We start from the raw sequence: 15,676 nt of genomic DNA, 5'->3' as shown, positions 1-15,676 counted from the left end.
CCGGTGGCGGGACCTCGCCGGCCCGCGTACCAAGGAATGCATGAGCGACCAGACGACACCTCAGGACCCCACGGACCAGTACGACTCGGCGGAGCACCCGGCGGAGTCGATCGAGCACCCCGGCCGCACCCAGGACATGCCCGAGAAGCCCGACCACGGTGAGGAGTCGTACCGGGGCAGCGGACGCCTCGAGGGCAAGCGCGCCGTGATCACCGGCGGCGACTCCGGCATCGGGCGCGCGGTGGCCATCGCGTTCGCGCGGGAGGGCGCGGACGTCCTCATCGCGTACCTGCCCGAGGAGGAGGAGGACGCCCAGGAGACCGTGCGCTGGATCGAGCAGGCCGGGCGCACGGCCGTGACGGTCCCCGGCGACATCCGCGACGAGGCGCACTGCCGGACGATCATCGACACCGCCGTGCGCGAGCTCGGCGGGCTCGACATCCTGGTGAACAACGCGGCGTACCAGATGTCGCAGGCGAAGAGCCTCGAGGACATCACCACCGAGCAGCTCGACCGCGTCATGAAGACGAACATCTACGCGATGTTCTGGCTCAGCAAGGCCGCGCTGCCCCACCTGAAGCCGGGGTCGAGCATCATCAACACGTCCTCGATCCAGGCGTACCAGCCCAGCCCCGAGCTGCTCGACTACGCGACGACCAAGGCGGGCATCGTCAACTTCACCAAGGGCCTCGCGCAGTACCTCGCCGACAAGGGGATCCGCGTCAACACCGTCGCACCCGGCCCGATCTGGACGCCGCTCATCCCCGCGACGATGCCCGAGGAGAAGGTCGAGAAGTTCGGCCAGCAGACGCCGATGGGCCGCGCGGGCATGCCCGCGGAGCTCGCGCCGGCGTTCGTGTTCTTCGCGTCGCAGGAGTCGAGCTACGTGACCGGCGAGCGCCTCGGGGTCACGGGCGGCCAGCCGCTCGCGTGAGCCCGGCACGCCGAGCGGCGCGTGCCACCGTCCCCGACCTCACCCGCCCGGGGACGGTGGCACGCGCCGCCGCAGCGCGCTCCCCCGGCCGCCGGGCGTCGGGGGCGTGGGTGCGGTCACGGGGCACTCCGGGGATCGGCTCGGTCGTGGCCCTGCCTGCCGGCTCCTGCCTACCACGACCACGACGGTCCGGACGGCGTTCCCCGCACCGCTCCTGAGAGGGGACTGTGAGGCCGCCTGAGAGCGGGCTGTGGTCCGGGGCACGGGCGCTTGACCGCCGTCGGCGACGGCGGTCCGATCAGGGCATGACGACTCCCGTGCGGTCCTCCGACGTCCTCCGCGCACGCGCCCGCACGCTCGGGTGGTGGGTCGAGCTCGTGGCGGTCGGGCACCTCGTCGTCGGGTCCGTGCTCTTCCGGGACGTCGTCCGCGACGTCGCGCAGGACGGCGGCTGGGGCGCGGTCCCGCTCCGAGGGGACCGCTCGACGGGGTTCTGGTTTCTTCTCGCGTCGCCCGCGTGGTGGGCGCTGGGCCGGGAGCTGCGCGCCGCGGAGGAGCGCGGCGACCGGGCGACGCAGCTGCGCACCGGGCGTGCGGTCGCCGGGATCAGCGCCGTCGGAGCGGTGATGCTGCCGGGGAGCCCGTTCTGGGTGCTGCTCGCCCTCGGCGTCACGGCCACCCGGCGCGCCGCGGTGCCGGGCGGCGGAGGCCGGCTCACCCGCCGCTGAACGCGACCGCGTGCGGCGCGCCGGGTGCCACGAACGCGAGCAGCCGGTGCCCCTCGGCCTCGACGTCGTCCGTCTCGGGCGCCGTCAGCGGCGTCGACCGGTGGACCTCGAGCGCGGCCGTGCCGTCCGCCCGCCGCAGCGCCCACGTCGCGCGGACGAGCCCGTCGACGAGCACGGAGCCGACGAGCCCTCCCGGCCCGCCCAGCAGCGGCTCGTGCGGCGCCGGGTGGACGACGCGGGCACGGTCGGCGTACGAGAGCAGCCCGTTGTCGTACTCCGGCAGGAAGCGCACCGGCGCCGGCACGTCGGCGTCCGGCACGACGCCGTCGGGCACGTCGAGCAGGTCCTGGCCGTCCTCGCCGCGCAGGTGCCGCACGCCGTCCCCGAGCCGGTCGACCACCTCGCGCAGGCGCGTCAGGCCGCACCACGCCTGCACGTCGCGCACGGTGGCCGGCCCGAACGCGCGCAGGTAGCGCAGCACGACGTCGTCCACGGTCGTCGCCCCCACCTCGGCGTCCCGGCCCAGCCACGCCCGGTACGTCGTGAGGGCCGACGCGCCGCTCTGGCCCCAGAGCCCGCGCGGCGTCGGCTGGACGAGCGGCACGTGGTAGCTGAAGGCCCAGGACAGGCTCACCGGGTCGAGTCCCGGCACCTCCTCCGCGAGGAGCCGGGCGAGCTCGGCGCGGGTGCGGGGTCGCTCCTCGACGAGCCGTACCGCGACCTCGAGCTCCCGTGCCAGGTCGTGGCCGCGCAGCCGCTGACCCCACGCGGTCGAGGCGAACGTGCGCTCGAGCACGGGCTGGACGTGCGGACGCAGCGCCACGGCGTCGTCGGCGGTCACGGTGTGGATCGTCGTGCGCATCAGAGGCGCGCGCACGAGCTCCCGCCGGCGCAGCGGTGCGGCGAGGTCCTCGGGGTCGAACCCGTCGAGCCGCGACCAGAGGGCCAGGTACGGGACGGCGGGCACCTGCGCCTGGAGCCCGACGAGGCCGCGCACCACGCCCGTGACGTCCCGGCGCTCGCGGCGCAGCAGCAGCTGCCGGTCGAGCGTCGCACGCCCCAGCGCGCGCGTCGTGACCACCGGACCGGCGGTCCTCGCCGTCGCCGTGCGCGCCATCCGCCCAGTCTGGTGCGAGGCCCGCCGCTGCCGACGTCGCCCGGCCCGACCGGCCCGAAGGGGCGTCGGGCCCGCACACCCGTCCGGACGCCGGTCAGCGCACCGCCACGCCGGCGCGGTCCGGCGCGGCGCACAGGTGCGGGCGCGCGAGCGCGAGGGCCACCGCCGTGAGCACGATCCCCACGAGCACCGGCGCGAGGTGCAGCACGTCCGTGTACCCGATGCGGACGTGGACGACGACGGCCGGCAGGAACCCCGCGGCGGCGGACAGCGCGAGGGTCCACCACACCCACCGCTCCCCCGCGCGCCAGCCCCACGCGCTGAGCAGCAGCACCGCGAGCGCCGCGCCCATGAGCGCACCTCCGAAGCCGGCGCGGTCGTGCGCGACGAACGGCACGAGCCGCTCGCTCGCCGCCCGCAGCTCGTCGGCGTGCACGCCGAGGAACACGAGGTCGCTCGGCACGAAGACGTCGGAGAGCCCGACGGCGGAGATGACGATCCCCCCGGCGAGCATCCCGAGCCCGGTCGCGACCATGAGGAGCTGGCCCACGAGCGAGCGCCGCCGCAGCACCTCGTCGACGTCCGGCGGCGGGGTCCACGCGGGCGCCGCGGGGCGCCCGAGGACCGCGAGCAGGAACATCGGGAACAGCACGACCGTGACGGCGGTGTGCAGCGGCTCGACGAACCCGATCACCAGGAAGTAGAGCAGCGTCGGGAACGAGACGGCGCCCGAGACGGCGAGCGCGGTGCGCGCCCACGCCCACCCCCGGCGCATCCCGCCCCACGCGAGCCCGGCGTAGAGCACGCCGATCGCGACCATCGTGCCGGCCATGGTGATGCGGTCGTGCTGCAGGAACGGCACGAGCCGGCCGTTGAGCTCGTCGAGCTGCGTGCGGTCCATCCCGAGGTAGCCGAGGTCGTACCAGAGCAGGAGCGGACCGAGCGTGATGAGTGCGGCCCCGAGCCCGGCGCCGACCATCCCGACCCCGACGAGGAGGGCCCACAGCCACGCGGGCCACCGGCGGGGGTCGCGACCGGCGGACGCCAGCGACGCGGGCGTCCGGGTCGGAGTCCCCGCCTCGATGACGCGCTGGAACCAGCCGGGACCGGACCGGACGAGCAGCGCCGGGGTCGCGAGCACGGTGCTGCCCCGGTCCGCGAGCGTGTCGAGCGCGGCGTACGGTGCCGGGTCGTCGAGGTGCACGTGGCCGGGCACAGGACCGATGGCGACGCGGTCGGCGAACGGTGCGCAGGCGCGTGCGACGTCGTCGTCGACGGCTCGGACGGCGAGCGTGCACGTGCGGCCCACGGCGGCACGGCGCACCGTCTCGACGTCGCCCGGCCCGACGGGCCCGACCTCGACCACCCCGGCCCCCAGGGCGGGCAGCGCCCGCACCGCGTCGGCCGCGTGCTCGACGCGGACGACGGCGCCGAGCCGTGCGCGCAGGTGCTCGGGCACGGGCGGGTGGTACGACATGAGCCGCACGCCGGTGCGCCCCGCCCCGGTCGAGCACAGCGTCGCGAGCGCGTGCAGCGCGGTGCGGTGCGCCCGGTCGCGGCCCAGGAGGCCCACGAGCACGGGACGCAGCGGGTGGTAGGTCCAGTCCGGCACCGCGCCATCGTCACACGCGAGGGCCGGGCACCGGGAAGGACGTGGCGGTCCCGGGCTTGCCGTGACGCGCTGCCCCGCGCCACGATCACGGCGTGCCCCGCATCGACGACGAGGAGCGCCGTGCGCGGCTCGCCCGGCGCCACGGGGTCGCGCCGGGCTGGCGCCGCGACACCGTCGAGGAGGCCGCCGGGTCGATGGTCGGCCTCCACGCGACCGACCCGAGCGGGCTGTTCCTCGCCGCGTGGGCGCGCGTCGACGGGTTCACCGTCCCGGACCTCGAGCGCGCGCTCTACGGCGACCGGACGCTCGTCAAGCACATGGTCATGCGGCGGACGCTGTTCGCGGTCCCGCGGGAGTCGATGCCGGTCGTCCAGGCGGCGGCGAGCCGGCGGATCGCGGGCGTCGAGCGGCGCCGCCTCGAGCGCGAGGTCGGGAAGGCGGAGCTCGTCGACGACCCCGCGCGGTGGTTCGACGCGGCCGCCGCTGCCGTCGTCCGGCACCTCGGGGCCGGTGAGCCGCTCACGTCGACAGAGCTGCGTGAGCGCATCCCCGAGCTCGACCTGGCGATCCCCTACGGCGAGGGCAGGTCGTGGGCGGGCCGGGCCGGCGTCGGGCCCCGGGTGCTCACGTGCCTGCAGGCGACCGGGACGGTGCTGCGGGCGGGCAACGCCGGGCCCTGGACCGCCTCGCGTCCCACGTGGGCCCTGACGCGGGACTGGCTCGGCGCCGACCTCCCGGAGCTCGCGGAGGACGCCGCGCGGGCGGAGCTCGTCGCGGGGTGGCTCCGCGCGTTCGGCCCCGGGACGGTGCGGGACCTCCGCTGGTGGCTCGGCTCGACCGTCGCCGCGGTCCGCCGGGCGCTCGTCGACGTCGGCGCCGTCGAGGTCGAGCTCGACGGCGGCGGCACGGGCCACGTGCTGCCGGACGACCTCGAGCCGGTCGGGGCCGTCGACCCCTGGGTCGCGCTGCTGCCGGGCCTCGACCCGACGACGATGGGCTGGACCGAGCGCGGCTGGTACCTCGGACCGCACGGGCCGCAGGTCTTCGACAGCGTCGGCAACGCGGGCCCGACGATCTGGGTCGACGGCCGCGTCGTCGGCGGCTGGACCGTCACCCCGACCGGGGACGTCGAGCTCGCGCTGCTGGAGGACGTCGGCCGTGACGCGCGCCGGGCGATCGACGCGGAGGCCGGGCGGCTCACCACCTGGCTCGACGGGACGGCCGTCCGTCCGCGGTTCCCGCCGGCGCTGACCCGGGGTCGCTGAACCCACCACCCGGCGGTGCACGCCGCTCGCACGACCCGCGGCGTGCGTCCGGCCGGCCTCCGTCCCGACGCCCCGAGCCGATGACCAGGCATTCGGGCCCTGCGCCGCGTCGCGAGCGCGTAGCCTCACCGCACGGCGCGGTGGGTCCGGCCGTGCTCCGGCGCGCGCCTCGGCGCGGTGGTGCTCCGCACGACGGGAGGAGCTGGGGTGTCCGACACCACGCTCGCCGCCCTGGGCGGCGACGCCGCACGGCCCGCCCAGTACGGGCACGACGCGCTCGTCGCGTGCGACAACCTCGTCCGGATCTACCAGTCCGGGAGCGTCGAGGTGCAGGCGCTCCAGGGCCTCGACCTGCTGGTGCACGAGGGCGAGATGGTCGCCGTCGTCGGGGCCAGCGGGTCGGGCAAGTCGACGCTGCTCGGCGTCCTGTCCGGGTTGGACGCCCCGACCGCGGGGAGCGTGCGCGTGGGGCGCTGGGACCTCATGGCGATGGGGGCGCGCGACCGTGTCGCGTACCGGCGGCAGATGGTCGGGTTCGTGTGGCAGCAGACGTCCCGCAACCTCCTCCCCTACCTGACCGCGCGGCAGAACGTGGCCCTGCCGATCACCTCGGGCCCACGCCGGAGGCGGCGCGCGCGGGCGGACGAGCTCCTCGGCCTCGTGGGCGTCGGGCACGTCGCGGACCGGCAGCCGCACGAGATGTCCGGCGGTGAGCAGCAGCGGGTCGCGATCGCGACCGCGCTCGCCAACGCACCGCGGCTGGTGCTCGCCGACGAGCCCACGGGCGAGCTCGACACCACCACGACGCAGGAGGTCTTCGAGACGCTGCAGACCGTGAACCGCGAGGCCGGCACGACCGTCGTCGTGGTCACGCACGACCCGGCGGTCAGCTCGCTCGTGGAGCGCACCGTCGCCATCCGCGACGGGCGCACGAGCAGCGAGGTGCTGCGCCGGGAGACCGGCGGCGACGTCGTCCACGAGGAGTACGCCGTCATGGACCGTGCGGGCCGCCTCCAGGTGCCCCGCGAGTACCGCGAGGCCCTCGCGCTCACCAGCCGGGTGCGCCTGGTCCTCGAGGCGGACCACGTGGGCGTGTGGCGCGACGGCGGTGCCGCGTGAGCCGCACCCCGGGCGCACCCGTCCGGGTACGCGGAGTGCACCGCACGTTCGGGACGGGACGGTCCGCGGTGCACGCCCTGCGGGGGGTCGACCTCGACGTCGCACCCGGTGAGCTCGTGGCGCTCGTCGGCCGCTCCGGCTCGGGCAAGACGACGCTGCTCAACCTCGTCGGCGGCCTCGACCGCCCGGACCGGGGCAGCGTGCACGTCGACGGCGTCGACGTGGCCGGGCTCGACGACGACGGGCAGGCGCTCCTGCGCCGGGACCGCGTCGCCTTCGTCTTCCAGACCTTCGGGCTGATGCCGGCGCTCACCGCGGCCGAGAACGTCGGTGTCCCCCTGCGGCTGCACGAGGCGCCCGTCGCCGTGCGCGAGCGCCGCGTCGGGATGCTCCTCGAGCTCGTCGGGCTCACCGCACACGCGCAGCAGCGGCCCGACGAGCTGTCCGGGGGCCAGCAGCAGCGCGTCGCGATCGCACGCGCCCTCGCCTCCTCACCACGGCTCCTCGTCGCGGACGAGCCGACCGGGCAGCTCGACAGCGAGACGGGCCTCGCGGTCATGGCGCTGATCCGCGGCGTGGTCGAGGCCGAGGGGATGACGGCCGTCGTCTCGACGCACGACCCCGTCATGATCGCGCTCGCGGACCGCGCGCTGCACCTCGTCGACGGCCAGGTGGTCGAGGCCGTCACCCGTGGGTGAGCACGTCTGGCGCCGCAGCCGCGCGCAGGTGGCCGTGCTCGCCGCGGTCCTCGTGGTCATGGTCGCCGGGTCGGCCCTCGTGGGGGTGTGCGTGCTGCTGACGACGGCCGCACCGCAGCGCGCCCTGCAGCTCGCCATGGCCGCGGCCCCCGAGCCCGACGTCCAGGTCGGGGTCGCGCTCGGCTTCCCCGAGGAGCCGGACGACCCCGCCGTGGACTCGCTCGTCGCCGCGACGGCACGGGACGCCTCCGAGGCCGTCGCGACCGCGTCGGCGCTGCTGACGGAGCCCTTCGGCGACCTCCCCACGGCGCAGACCGCGTGGCGGTCCAGCGTCATGCGCTACCTGCAGGCCGACGGCGGCGACGTGCGGCTGGGCTACCTCGCCGAGCTCGACGACCCGGACGCGCGGGGGACGGTCGTCTCGGGGCGCTGGCCCGCCGGGCCGGGCGAGGTCGCGCTGCCCGTGTCCGCCGCGGGCGCGCTGGGTCTGGACGTCGGGAGCACGACCGCGCTCGCGGCGGACGCGAGGGGCGCCGGGGCGGGCGCCGGCGTCGGCCTGACGGTGGTGGGGACCTTCACGCCGCGGCCCGGCCCGGCGTGGGAGGAGGACCCGCTGCGCGGGGCGGGCGTCGCCCCGGACCACCGCGGCCACCTCGCGGCCTTCGGGCCGTTCGTCGTCCCGCCCGGTGGCATCACCGCCAGCGGGATCCCCCTGCGCCGCGTCACCCTCGTCGTGGCGCCGGACCTCGCCCGGGCGGACGGCGCCGACCTGACCCGGGCAGGCGCGCTCGTCGACGCGCTCGGCGACGAGCTCGACGGCGCCCTGCACGACCGCGCCCAGAACGTCGTGGTCGACCGCCCGTTCGCCCGCACGCTCGGGGAGGCGCGCGAGCAGACCCGCGTGACGAGCTCCGGGGTGCTCGCGGTGGCGCTCCTGGGGGCTGCGCTCGCCGCCACGACGATCACGCTCGCCGCCCGGCTCGTCGCCGGTCGCCGGGCCTCCGAGGCCGCCCTGCTCGCCGCCCGCGGCACGGGTCGCGGGCGTCTGGTCGCGCAGGCGGCGCTCGAGGCGGCGGGGCTCGCCGTCCTGAGCGTCGTCCCGGCGACGCTGCTCGCGCTCGGGCTCTACCGGACGCTGGCCGACGGCGTCGGCCTCGGTCGGGGCCCCGCACCGGACGGCGCGCCGACCCTGCTGGTCGGGAGCGTGAGCGCGGTCACGCTGCTCCTCGCGGCACTTCTCGTGCTGCCCTGGCTGCGGACGGCGGCGCCGAGCAGCACCCGCGAGGAACGCGGCGGCGTGCTGGCCCGCTCCGGCGCCGACCTCCTGCTGCTCGCCCTCGCGGTCCTCGCGTACCTGCAGCTCCGTGCGCACCGCGTCGCGACCGGCACCGTCGTCGACCCCGTGCTCGTCGCCGCGCCCGTCGTGTGCCTGCTCGCCGGGTCCGCGCTGCTGCTGCGCCCCCTCGCGCTGGTCGCGCGCCGCGTCGACGCGCGCGCCGGGTCGTCCCGCTCGCTGACGCTGCCGCTCGCGGCCTGGGCGGTGGCCCGTCGCCGGCAGGCGGCAGCGGCGGCCTTCCTGCTCGTGCTGGCGACGGCGTCGGCGGTGTTCGCGGCGGGGTCCGCCGCGACGTGGACCCAGTCGCAGCGCGACCAGGCGGCCGCGGCCGTCGGCACCGACCTGTCCGCCCCGGCACCCGCGGGCGCGCTCGGCACCGGCGCAGCCGTCCACGCCGTCACGGGCGGTCGCGTCAGCGCGGTCACGACACGGCCCACGGTGCTCGGGTCGCGCGCCGCCGGCGGCGAGCCGGTGCGGCTGGTCGCGGTCGACACGCGGGACGCCGGCGGCATGCTGCGTGGACGGCTGCCGACCGGCAGCTGGGACGACGCCACGTCCGGACTGGCACCGGCAGGCGAGGTCGGCGGGGCGCGGCTCCCCGGGACGCGCGCGGAGGTCGCCGTGGTCGGCGACGTGGCCGACGGGGCGCCGGTCACCGCCGCGCTCAGCCTCGTCCTGCAGGACGAGGAGGGCGCGCGCGCCGCGGTGCCCGTGGGGACCGTCGCGCTCGACGGCGCCGTCAGCACGTTCACCGCAGCGGTTCCCCGGGGCGCGCGCGTCGTCGCCGTGGACGCCCGGCTCTCCGCCGGCAGCAGCGACCCGGACCGGCAGTCGTCACCCCGTCTCCTCCTCGACGTGACGCTGCGCGGTGCCTCCTCGGAGGCGGGTGGCTCGTGGTCGGTCGCCGCGCCTCCCCGGGAGGACTTCGTCGTGGCGACGCTCGACGCGGTCACGGCGGACGACGTGCCGGGCGGCGTCCGGATCCGGCTCGAAGGCAGCGTCGCGTTCCCCGGTCTGTCCTGGAGCGACGGTGCACTCACCGCCCTCGCGTTCGAGCCGGTCGCCCAGGTGCCGGTCGTGGTGTCCGCGCCGCTCGCCGACCAGCTCGGCCTCGGTGCCGGCGACGAGATCCAGGTGTCGTTGGGCGCGAGCTCCGTGGAGGCGACGGTGCAGCGCGTCACGCCCTACGTCCCGTCGCAGCCGCGCGGGCTCGCCGTCCTCGCGGACGTGGACACGCTGTCCCGCGTCGCCCTCAGCCTCGGTGACCTCGCCCCCCTGACCGACGCCTGGTGGGTCGGCGGTGACCTTCGCGACGGCGCGGCGCAGACGCTCGAGGCCCGCGGGACCGGCCCTGTGACCGCGCTCGCGGCGGTCGCGCACGAGGCCGTCGACGGACCCCTGCGTGCCGCGCAGCGAGCCTCCGCCGCGCTGCTGGTCGTCGCCGCCGTGCTGCTCGCGCTCGCCGGGACGGCGCTGCACGCGACGACCGCGCTCGAGGCGCGCCGGCTGGACGTCGCCCGCCTGAGCGGTCTGGGTGCCCCCCGCCGTTCGGTGCTCGCGTCGTTGCTCGCCGAGCAGGGCTTCCTCGTCGTGGTGCCGGTCCTGCTCGGCGGCGTGCTGGGCGTCCTCGCGTGCTGGGCCCTCGGCCCGCTGCTCGCGGTGTCCGCCGAGGGCCTCGCGCCCGTGCCGGCAGCGGTGCCCCGGTGGCCCTGGTCGACCCAGGCGGCGGCCCTCGGGCTGCTGCTGGTCGGCTGCGCGGCCGTCGTGGTGCCGCTCGCGGACCGCGTGGTGCGCCGCTCGACGGTCGCGCGCCTGCGGGCGGACGCGCGCGCATGAGTGCCGCCTGGCGCCGCGCGCGCGCCGACCTCGCGCCCCTGGTCGCCACGGCCGTCGTCGTCGCGCTCGTCGTCGCCGTGACCGCCGCCGTGCCGCAGCTCCTCGCCGCCCGGGCGGACACGGCGGTGCGGACCGCGGTGGCGCAGGCCGACCCCGCGGCCGACCTGGTCGCCACGAGCCGGTACGGCGCGGGGACGTCGGACGCCACGGCCGGTGCCACGAGCACGACGATCGGCGTCGACGACGCGGCACGAGCGCTCGACGACGCACTGCCGCCCTCGCTCGGTGCGGTCCTCGAGCCACCCGTGGCCTCCGCCGGCAGCTCCGACCTCACGTTGAGCACCCCCGGGCTGCCGACCGGTGGCCTGCTCCGGATGGCGTACGTGTGGGCCGGGGCCGAGCCGGCGGTCCAGTGGCTCGAGGGCGCCGCACCCGGCCGCCCCGGCCCGGACGGCGCCGTGCAGGTCGGGCTCTCCGACGACGTCGCCCGTGCGCTCGACGTCCGCGCCGGCGGCACGTTCACGGCGACCACCGCGGACCGCGCCGCCGTCGCCGTGCTCGTCACCGGGGTGTTCACCGCACAGGACACGCAGGACCCGGCGTGGACTGCGGTGCCGGAGCTGCTGCGGCCCCGCGTGTACGGCCGGCTCGACGCCCGCACCACCGTGCTGGGCGCCCTGCTGTCGGCGGCGTCGCTGCCCGCGGCCCGTGCCGCGCTCGAGCCCGACGGCGTGACCCGCACGTTCCGTCTGGCCGTCGACGCCCGCGCCCTCGACCACGCCGGCTCGCGGGACCTCGAGCGACAGGTCGCCGCCCTCGAGGCCTCGCCGCGCCTGCTCCTCGTCCCGGGCCCCGACGTGCGCGTGACGTCCCGGCTCGACCTCCTCCTCGGGCAGGCCCGCGCACGTGTCGACGCCTCGTGGGCGCAGGCCGTGGTGCTGCTCACCGGGCTGGCGGGCGGCGGTGCGCTGGTGCTGCTCGTGGCGGGCGACCTCCTCGCCCGGCGTCGGTCCTCGGCACTGCGGACCAGCCGTGCCCGCGGCACGTCCCTCGTCGGCATCGCGGGCACGGCCGCTGCCGAGTCCGCGATCGTGGCCAGCACCGGCACCGTCGCGGGGCTGGCGCTGGGCGGGCTCGTGGCCCCGGGCGGCGTGCGCTGGCCGTGGGTGGTCGCCGTCGTCGCCGTCGGGGTCCTCGCGCCGCCCGCGTCGGCGACGCTGACCGCGCACCGCGTCGAGCCGCGACGGGTCCCGACCGACCGGCACCACCGGCGGCTCGCGCAGCGCGTGCGCAGCGTGCGGAGGGTGTCCGTCGAGGCGGCCCTCCTCGTCACCGCCGCCGCCGCCACCGTCGCGCTCGTGCGACGCGGCGCCGGGTCCCTCGCCGGTCCCGCGGACCTCCTGCTCGCCGCCGCACCGTTGCTCGTCTCCGCGGCGGGCGCGCTGCTGCTGTGGCGGGGTGTGCCGCCGCTCGTCGCCGCCGCGCTCGGTGCCGCGCGCACGTCCCGCAAGGCCGGTCCGCTGCTCTCGATGGCCCGCGCGCGTTCCACCGGTGCGGTCCTGCCGTTCGTCGCGCTCGTCGTCCTCACGACGCTCGTCGCGCTCGGCGCCGGACTCTCCGGCACTGCTCGCGCGGGTCAGGAGGATGGCGCGTGGGACGCCGTCGGTGCGGACGTCGTGGTGCGCTTCCAGGCGCCGGGCCGGTCCGCCGAGGAGATCGCCGAGACGCTCGCTGCTGCCGACGGCGTGGACGCGGTCGCCGTCGGGAGGATGCGGGACGGCGTCCAGCTCTTCGGCGTGCCCGGAACCGGCAGCGTGCGCGTGCTCGCCGTGGACCCGCCGACGTACGGCGACCTGCTCGCGCTCACGCCGTTCGGGGTCGCCCCGGAGCTCGGGACGCTCGAGCGCGAGTCCGCCGCCGTACGGGGCGGCACCGGAGCACCGACCCTGCCGGCCCTCGTCGCGCCGGCGCTGCTCACCGCCGAGACGTCCGTCCGGTGGGGCGACGTCACGATCGACCTGCGGCCGGTCGGCGAGGTCCCCGCACTGCCCGCGCAGCCGGCTGACAGCCCTGCACCCGCCCCCACCGTCGTGGTCGACCGCTCCGCGCTGACGGCCGTCGCCGAGGCCCTGCGCGCCGCCGACCCGCGCGCCGAGCCGACGGACGACGACCCCGCGGTCGCCGCCCCGGACACGGTGTGGCTCGTCGGCCCGGGTGCGACGACGGCGGCGCGCAGCGCGGCGGAGACGGTCGAGGCGCAGGTCCTGTCCCGCGAGCAGTGGCTCGCGGACCTGCGGTCGGACCCGCTCACGAGCGGGCTCGTCGCGCTCGTCCTCCTCGTCGCCGCGGTGTGCGCCGCGCTGGCGTCGACCGTCGTCGTCCTCGACGCGGCGGCCTCCGCGCCGGAGCGTGCGCGCGCGCTCGCCACCGCGCGGGTGCTGGGCCTCCGGGGGCGCGCGGCGTGGCGCGTCGCCGCAGGTGAGCTCCTGCCGCGGGCGCTCGTCGGCGCCCTGGGCGGTGCGGTGACCGGAGTGCTGCTCGTCGACGCGCTCGTCGGACCCCTCGGGCTCCGGCTCGTCACGGGCCAGCGCGCCGACCCCGCGGTCGCGACCGCGTGGTGGGCCCTCTCGCCGGTGGCGCTCGTCGCCGCGACGGTCGTCGTCGTCGTCGCCGTCGAGTCCTCCGCGCGGCGTCGCGAGCGGCTCGGTCAGGTCCTGCGGGTGCGCTGAGACCGCCCGCGTGCGTGCTCCGGGCTGCAGCGTGCGGTGGGTCCGGTCCGGCACCGCGCCACCGTGACGCGCGGAGGCTGGGCACCCGGCGCGCGAGACGGCGGCCGTCGCCGGGCGGCCGCCGTCGCCCGGCCGCCGCCGGTACGGTGACGCACGACCCACCGTCGCCCGCCGAGGAGAACCGTCGTGCCTGGTCCCGCCGCCGCCCCGGTCCGCCTCGTGTGGCGGGGAGCGTTCACGAACGACGAGGTCGAGGCGCTGCACGCCGAGGCGTTCGGGCACGACCCGACCGGTGCGGACTGGCACGGCCGCCTGACCCGGCTCAGCCTCGGCTGGGTGCTCGCACGCGACGACGACGGGCTCGTCGGCTTCGTGAACGTCGCGTGGGACGGCGGTGCGCACGCCTTCGTGCTGGACACCGCCGTGGCCGCCCGTGCGCGCCGCGGCGGTCTGGGCGCGCGGCTGGTCGGGACCGCGCGCGAGCACGCCGCGGCCGCGGGCTGCGCGTGGCTGCACGTCGACTTCGAGGACACGCTGGGCGGGTTCTACCTCGACGCCTGCGGCTTCACCCCGACGGCCGCCGGAGTGCTCCGGCTCCGGTGACCCCGCGAGCCGCGCGTCAGGCGGTCGACGGCGGGCGGAGATCCTCTCGCGCGCAAACGGTCACGAGCGTGATCACGCCGCTCTTCCTGCTCACCGTGACCGATCACGACCCGAGCAGCCGGCCGCACGTCGCCGGCGCCCGTGGCCCCGGCGAGGGCGGGTCCGGGGCGGCAGATCGCCCGCCGCCTGTGCCTGGACGCCGGGTGGTACCGCGCCGACCCGGTCACGGTCCTCCAGGCCGAGCTCTGCCCCTGGCCCGACGCGCACCGCGCACACGACGAGGCCCTCGCCCGCCGGCGAGGGCCTCCGGCTGCCCCCCCGTGTCAGCGAGCTGTGCGGGCATCCGCTCCGATGGTAGGCAACACCCGGAGCCGTGTCCTGCCGACCGGCGTCGCACGCCAGGACGCTCCGGCCGGCTCGGGCCGCTCGGGCCGTCGTCTCGCGCCACTACGGCCCGGCACGACCCGGGACCGAGTCGCGCGGCGCGGCGCGGACGACCTCGGGCCGAGCCCGAGCACCGGACCGCGTGCGGCAGCAGGGCACGACGCGCACCCTGGGTGTGGGCGCCGAGCGGCCCCGACGAGGGCGCCCGGTCGGCCCGGGCGCACGCGGTGCACGATCTCACCGAGAGGCGGGTCCGGATGGAGTACACGCGACTGGGAGGCTCGGGGCTGCGGGTCAGCCGTGTCGGGCTCGGCTGCATGAGCTACGGCCGAGCCTCGACCGGGATGCACCGGTGGACGCTCGACGAGGACGCCGCAGCACCGTTCTTCCGGCAGGCTGTCGAGCTCGGCGTGACGTTCTGGGACACCGCGAACGTCTACCAGGGCGGAACGTCCGAGGAGTTCGTGGGACGCGCGATCCGCACGTACTCCCGGCGCGAGGACATCGTGCTGGCGACGAAGGTCCACGGGAGGATGCACGACGGCCCCGGCGGCAGCGGGCTGTCGCGCACGGCGGTCCTCGAGCAGCTCGACGCCTCGTTGCGCCGGCTCGGCACCGACTACGTCGACGTCTACTACCTCCACCGCTTCGACGACGAGGTCCCGGTCGAGGAGACGATGGAGGTCCTGCACGACGTCGTGCGTGCCGGCAAGGTCCGCTACCTCGGGGCGTCGTCGATGTGGGCCTGGCAGCTCGCCAAGCTGCAGCACGCCGCACGTCTGCACGGGTGGACGCCGTTCACGGCGATGGAGGACCAGTACAACGTCCTGCGCCGCGAGGAGGAGCGCGACATGATCCCGCTGTGCCTCGACCAGGGCATCGGGCTGACCCCGTACTCCCCGCTCGCGAAGGGCCGCGCCGCCCGGCCCTGGGGCGAGCAGACCGAGCGGTCCTCGGCGGACACCGTGGCGAAGGCGTTCGACCGGGACGTCGACCGGCCCGTGGTCGACGCCATCGAGCGGGTCGCCGAGGCGCGCGGCGTCGCGATGGCGCAGGTCGCTCTCGCCTGGGTGCTGGCCAAGCCCGCGGTGTCCTGCGCGATCGTCGGCGCGACCAAGCCGCACCACCTGGCCGACGCCGCCGCGGCCGTCGACCTCCGGCTCGACCCGCACGACCTGGCCACCCTCGAGGAGCCGTACACCGCGCAGGACAACTACTGGTGGTGATCCCTCGCACGCGGTGCGGGGGATCACCACGGCGGACGTCGCCGGTGACGCTCGACCTCACCGGCCTGCGCCGCCGGAGCGTCGAACCG

At 77.2% G+C, this 15,676-nt stretch carries 11 protein-coding genes; 9 read left to right on the top strand and 2 right to left on the bottom strand.

Going from position 1 to position 15,676, the window contains the following annotated elements; translation table 11 throughout:
• Nucleotides 1–40: 40 nt before the first annotated feature.
• Nucleotides 41–934: an SDR family oxidoreductase gene (locus tag ACWFNE_RS07015; RefSeq protein ID WP_452121711.1), complete on the top strand. Its 894-nt coding sequence runs from the start codon at nt 41–43 to the stop codon at nt 932–934.
• A 305-nt stretch (nt 935–1,239) separates the two neighbouring features.
• Nucleotides 1,240–1,662, top strand: coding sequence for a DUF6463 family protein (locus ACWFNE_RS07010; RefSeq protein ID WP_452121710.1), 423 nt, complete (start codon nt 1,240–1,242; stop codon nt 1,660–1,662).
• Here the strand turns inward: ACWFNE_RS07010 and ACWFNE_RS07005 are convergent.
• Nucleotides 1,649–2,779, bottom strand: a complete 1,131-nt coding sequence (locus tag ACWFNE_RS07005; protein WP_452121709.1) for a winged helix DNA-binding domain-containing protein — start codon at nt 2,777–2,779, stop codon at nt 1,649–1,651. The two genes, ACWFNE_RS07010 and ACWFNE_RS07005, sit on opposite strands and share 14 nt — an antisense overlap.
• A gap of 94 nt (nt 2,780–2,873) precedes the next feature.
• On the bottom strand, nt 2,874–4,391 hold the full coding sequence (locus tag ACWFNE_RS07000; RefSeq protein WP_452121708.1) for a hypothetical protein: 1,518 nt from the start codon (nt 4,389–4,391) through the stop codon (nt 2,874–2,876).
• Between the two features lie 92 nt (nt 4,392–4,483).
• Here ACWFNE_RS07000 and ACWFNE_RS06995 point away from each other — a divergent pair, with 92 nt between their 5' ends.
• The 7 genes from ACWFNE_RS06995 (at nt 4,484) to ACWFNE_RS06965 (ending at nt 15,587) form a co-directional block, all read left to right on the top strand.
• Nucleotides 4,484–5,656 (top strand): winged helix DNA-binding domain-containing protein, encoded by a 1,173-nt coding sequence (locus ACWFNE_RS06995; RefSeq protein WP_452121707.1) that lies wholly within the window; start codon nt 4,484–4,486, stop codon nt 5,654–5,656.
• Nucleotides 5,657–5,863: 207 nt separating this feature from the next.
• Nucleotides 5,864–6,775, top strand: coding sequence for an ABC transporter ATP-binding protein (locus ACWFNE_RS06990; protein ID WP_452121706.1), 912 nt, complete (start codon nt 5,864–5,866; stop codon nt 6,773–6,775).
• Nucleotides 6,772–7,473, top strand: a complete 702-nt coding sequence (locus ACWFNE_RS06985; RefSeq protein ID WP_452121705.1) for an ABC transporter ATP-binding protein — start codon at nt 6,772–6,774, stop codon at nt 7,471–7,473. The genes ACWFNE_RS06990 and ACWFNE_RS06985 overlap by 4 nt, the downstream gene beginning before the upstream one ends.
• The gene (locus ACWFNE_RS06980; RefSeq protein ID WP_452121704.1) at nt 7,466–10,645 is read left to right on the top strand and encodes an FtsX-like permease family protein; all 3,180 of its coding nucleotides are present in this window, start codon (nt 7,466–7,468) and stop codon (nt 10,643–10,645) included. The genes ACWFNE_RS06985 and ACWFNE_RS06980 overlap by 8 nt, the downstream gene beginning before the upstream one ends.
• Entirely contained in the window at nt 10,642–13,374 is a 2,733-nt protein-coding gene (locus ACWFNE_RS06975; protein WP_452121703.1) for a hypothetical protein, read from the top strand. The genes ACWFNE_RS06980 and ACWFNE_RS06975 overlap by 4 nt, the downstream gene beginning before the upstream one ends.
• A gap of 186 nt (nt 13,375–13,560) precedes the next feature.
• Nucleotides 13,561–13,977 carry a GNAT family N-acetyltransferase gene (locus tag ACWFNE_RS06970; protein ID WP_452121702.1) on the top strand — a complete coding sequence of 139 codons (417 nt, stop codon included), beginning with the start codon at nt 13,561–13,563 and terminating at the stop codon, nt 13,975–13,977.
• A gap of 641 nt (nt 13,978–14,618) precedes the next feature.
• Nucleotides 14,619–15,587, top strand: a complete 969-nt coding sequence (locus tag ACWFNE_RS06965) for an aldo/keto reductase (RefSeq protein WP_452121701.1) — start codon at nt 14,619–14,621, stop codon at nt 15,585–15,587.
• Nucleotides 15,588–15,676 lie beyond the last annotated feature (89 nt).

The sequence above is a fragment of the Cellulomonas sp. NPDC055163 genome, from assembly GCF_053607065.1.
Note: the sequence above shows the minus strand (reverse complement) of the source record. Positions and strands in the feature narration are given on the sequence as shown.

Bases quoted from the DNA above. Each gene is read 5' to 3' on its own strand.
- ACWFNE_RS07010 (WP_452121710.1), top strand. From the start codon at position 1,240: ATGACGACTCCCGTGCGGTCCTCCGACGTCCTCCGCGCACGCGCCCGC.
- ACWFNE_RS06975 (WP_452121703.1), top strand. From the start codon at position 10,642: ATGAGTGCCGCCTGGCGCCGCGCGCGCGCCGACCTCGCGCCCCTGGTC.
- ACWFNE_RS07005 (WP_452121709.1), bottom strand. From the start codon at position 2,779: ATGGCGCGCACGGCGACGGCGAGGACCGCCGGTCCGGTGGTCACGACG.
- ACWFNE_RS06965 (WP_452121701.1), top strand. From the start codon at position 14,619: ATGGAGTACACGCGACTGGGAGGCTCGGGGCTGCGGGTCAGCCGTGTC.
- ACWFNE_RS07015 (WP_452121711.1), top strand. From the start codon at position 41: ATGAGCGACCAGACGACACCTCAGGACCCCACGGACCAGTACGACTCG.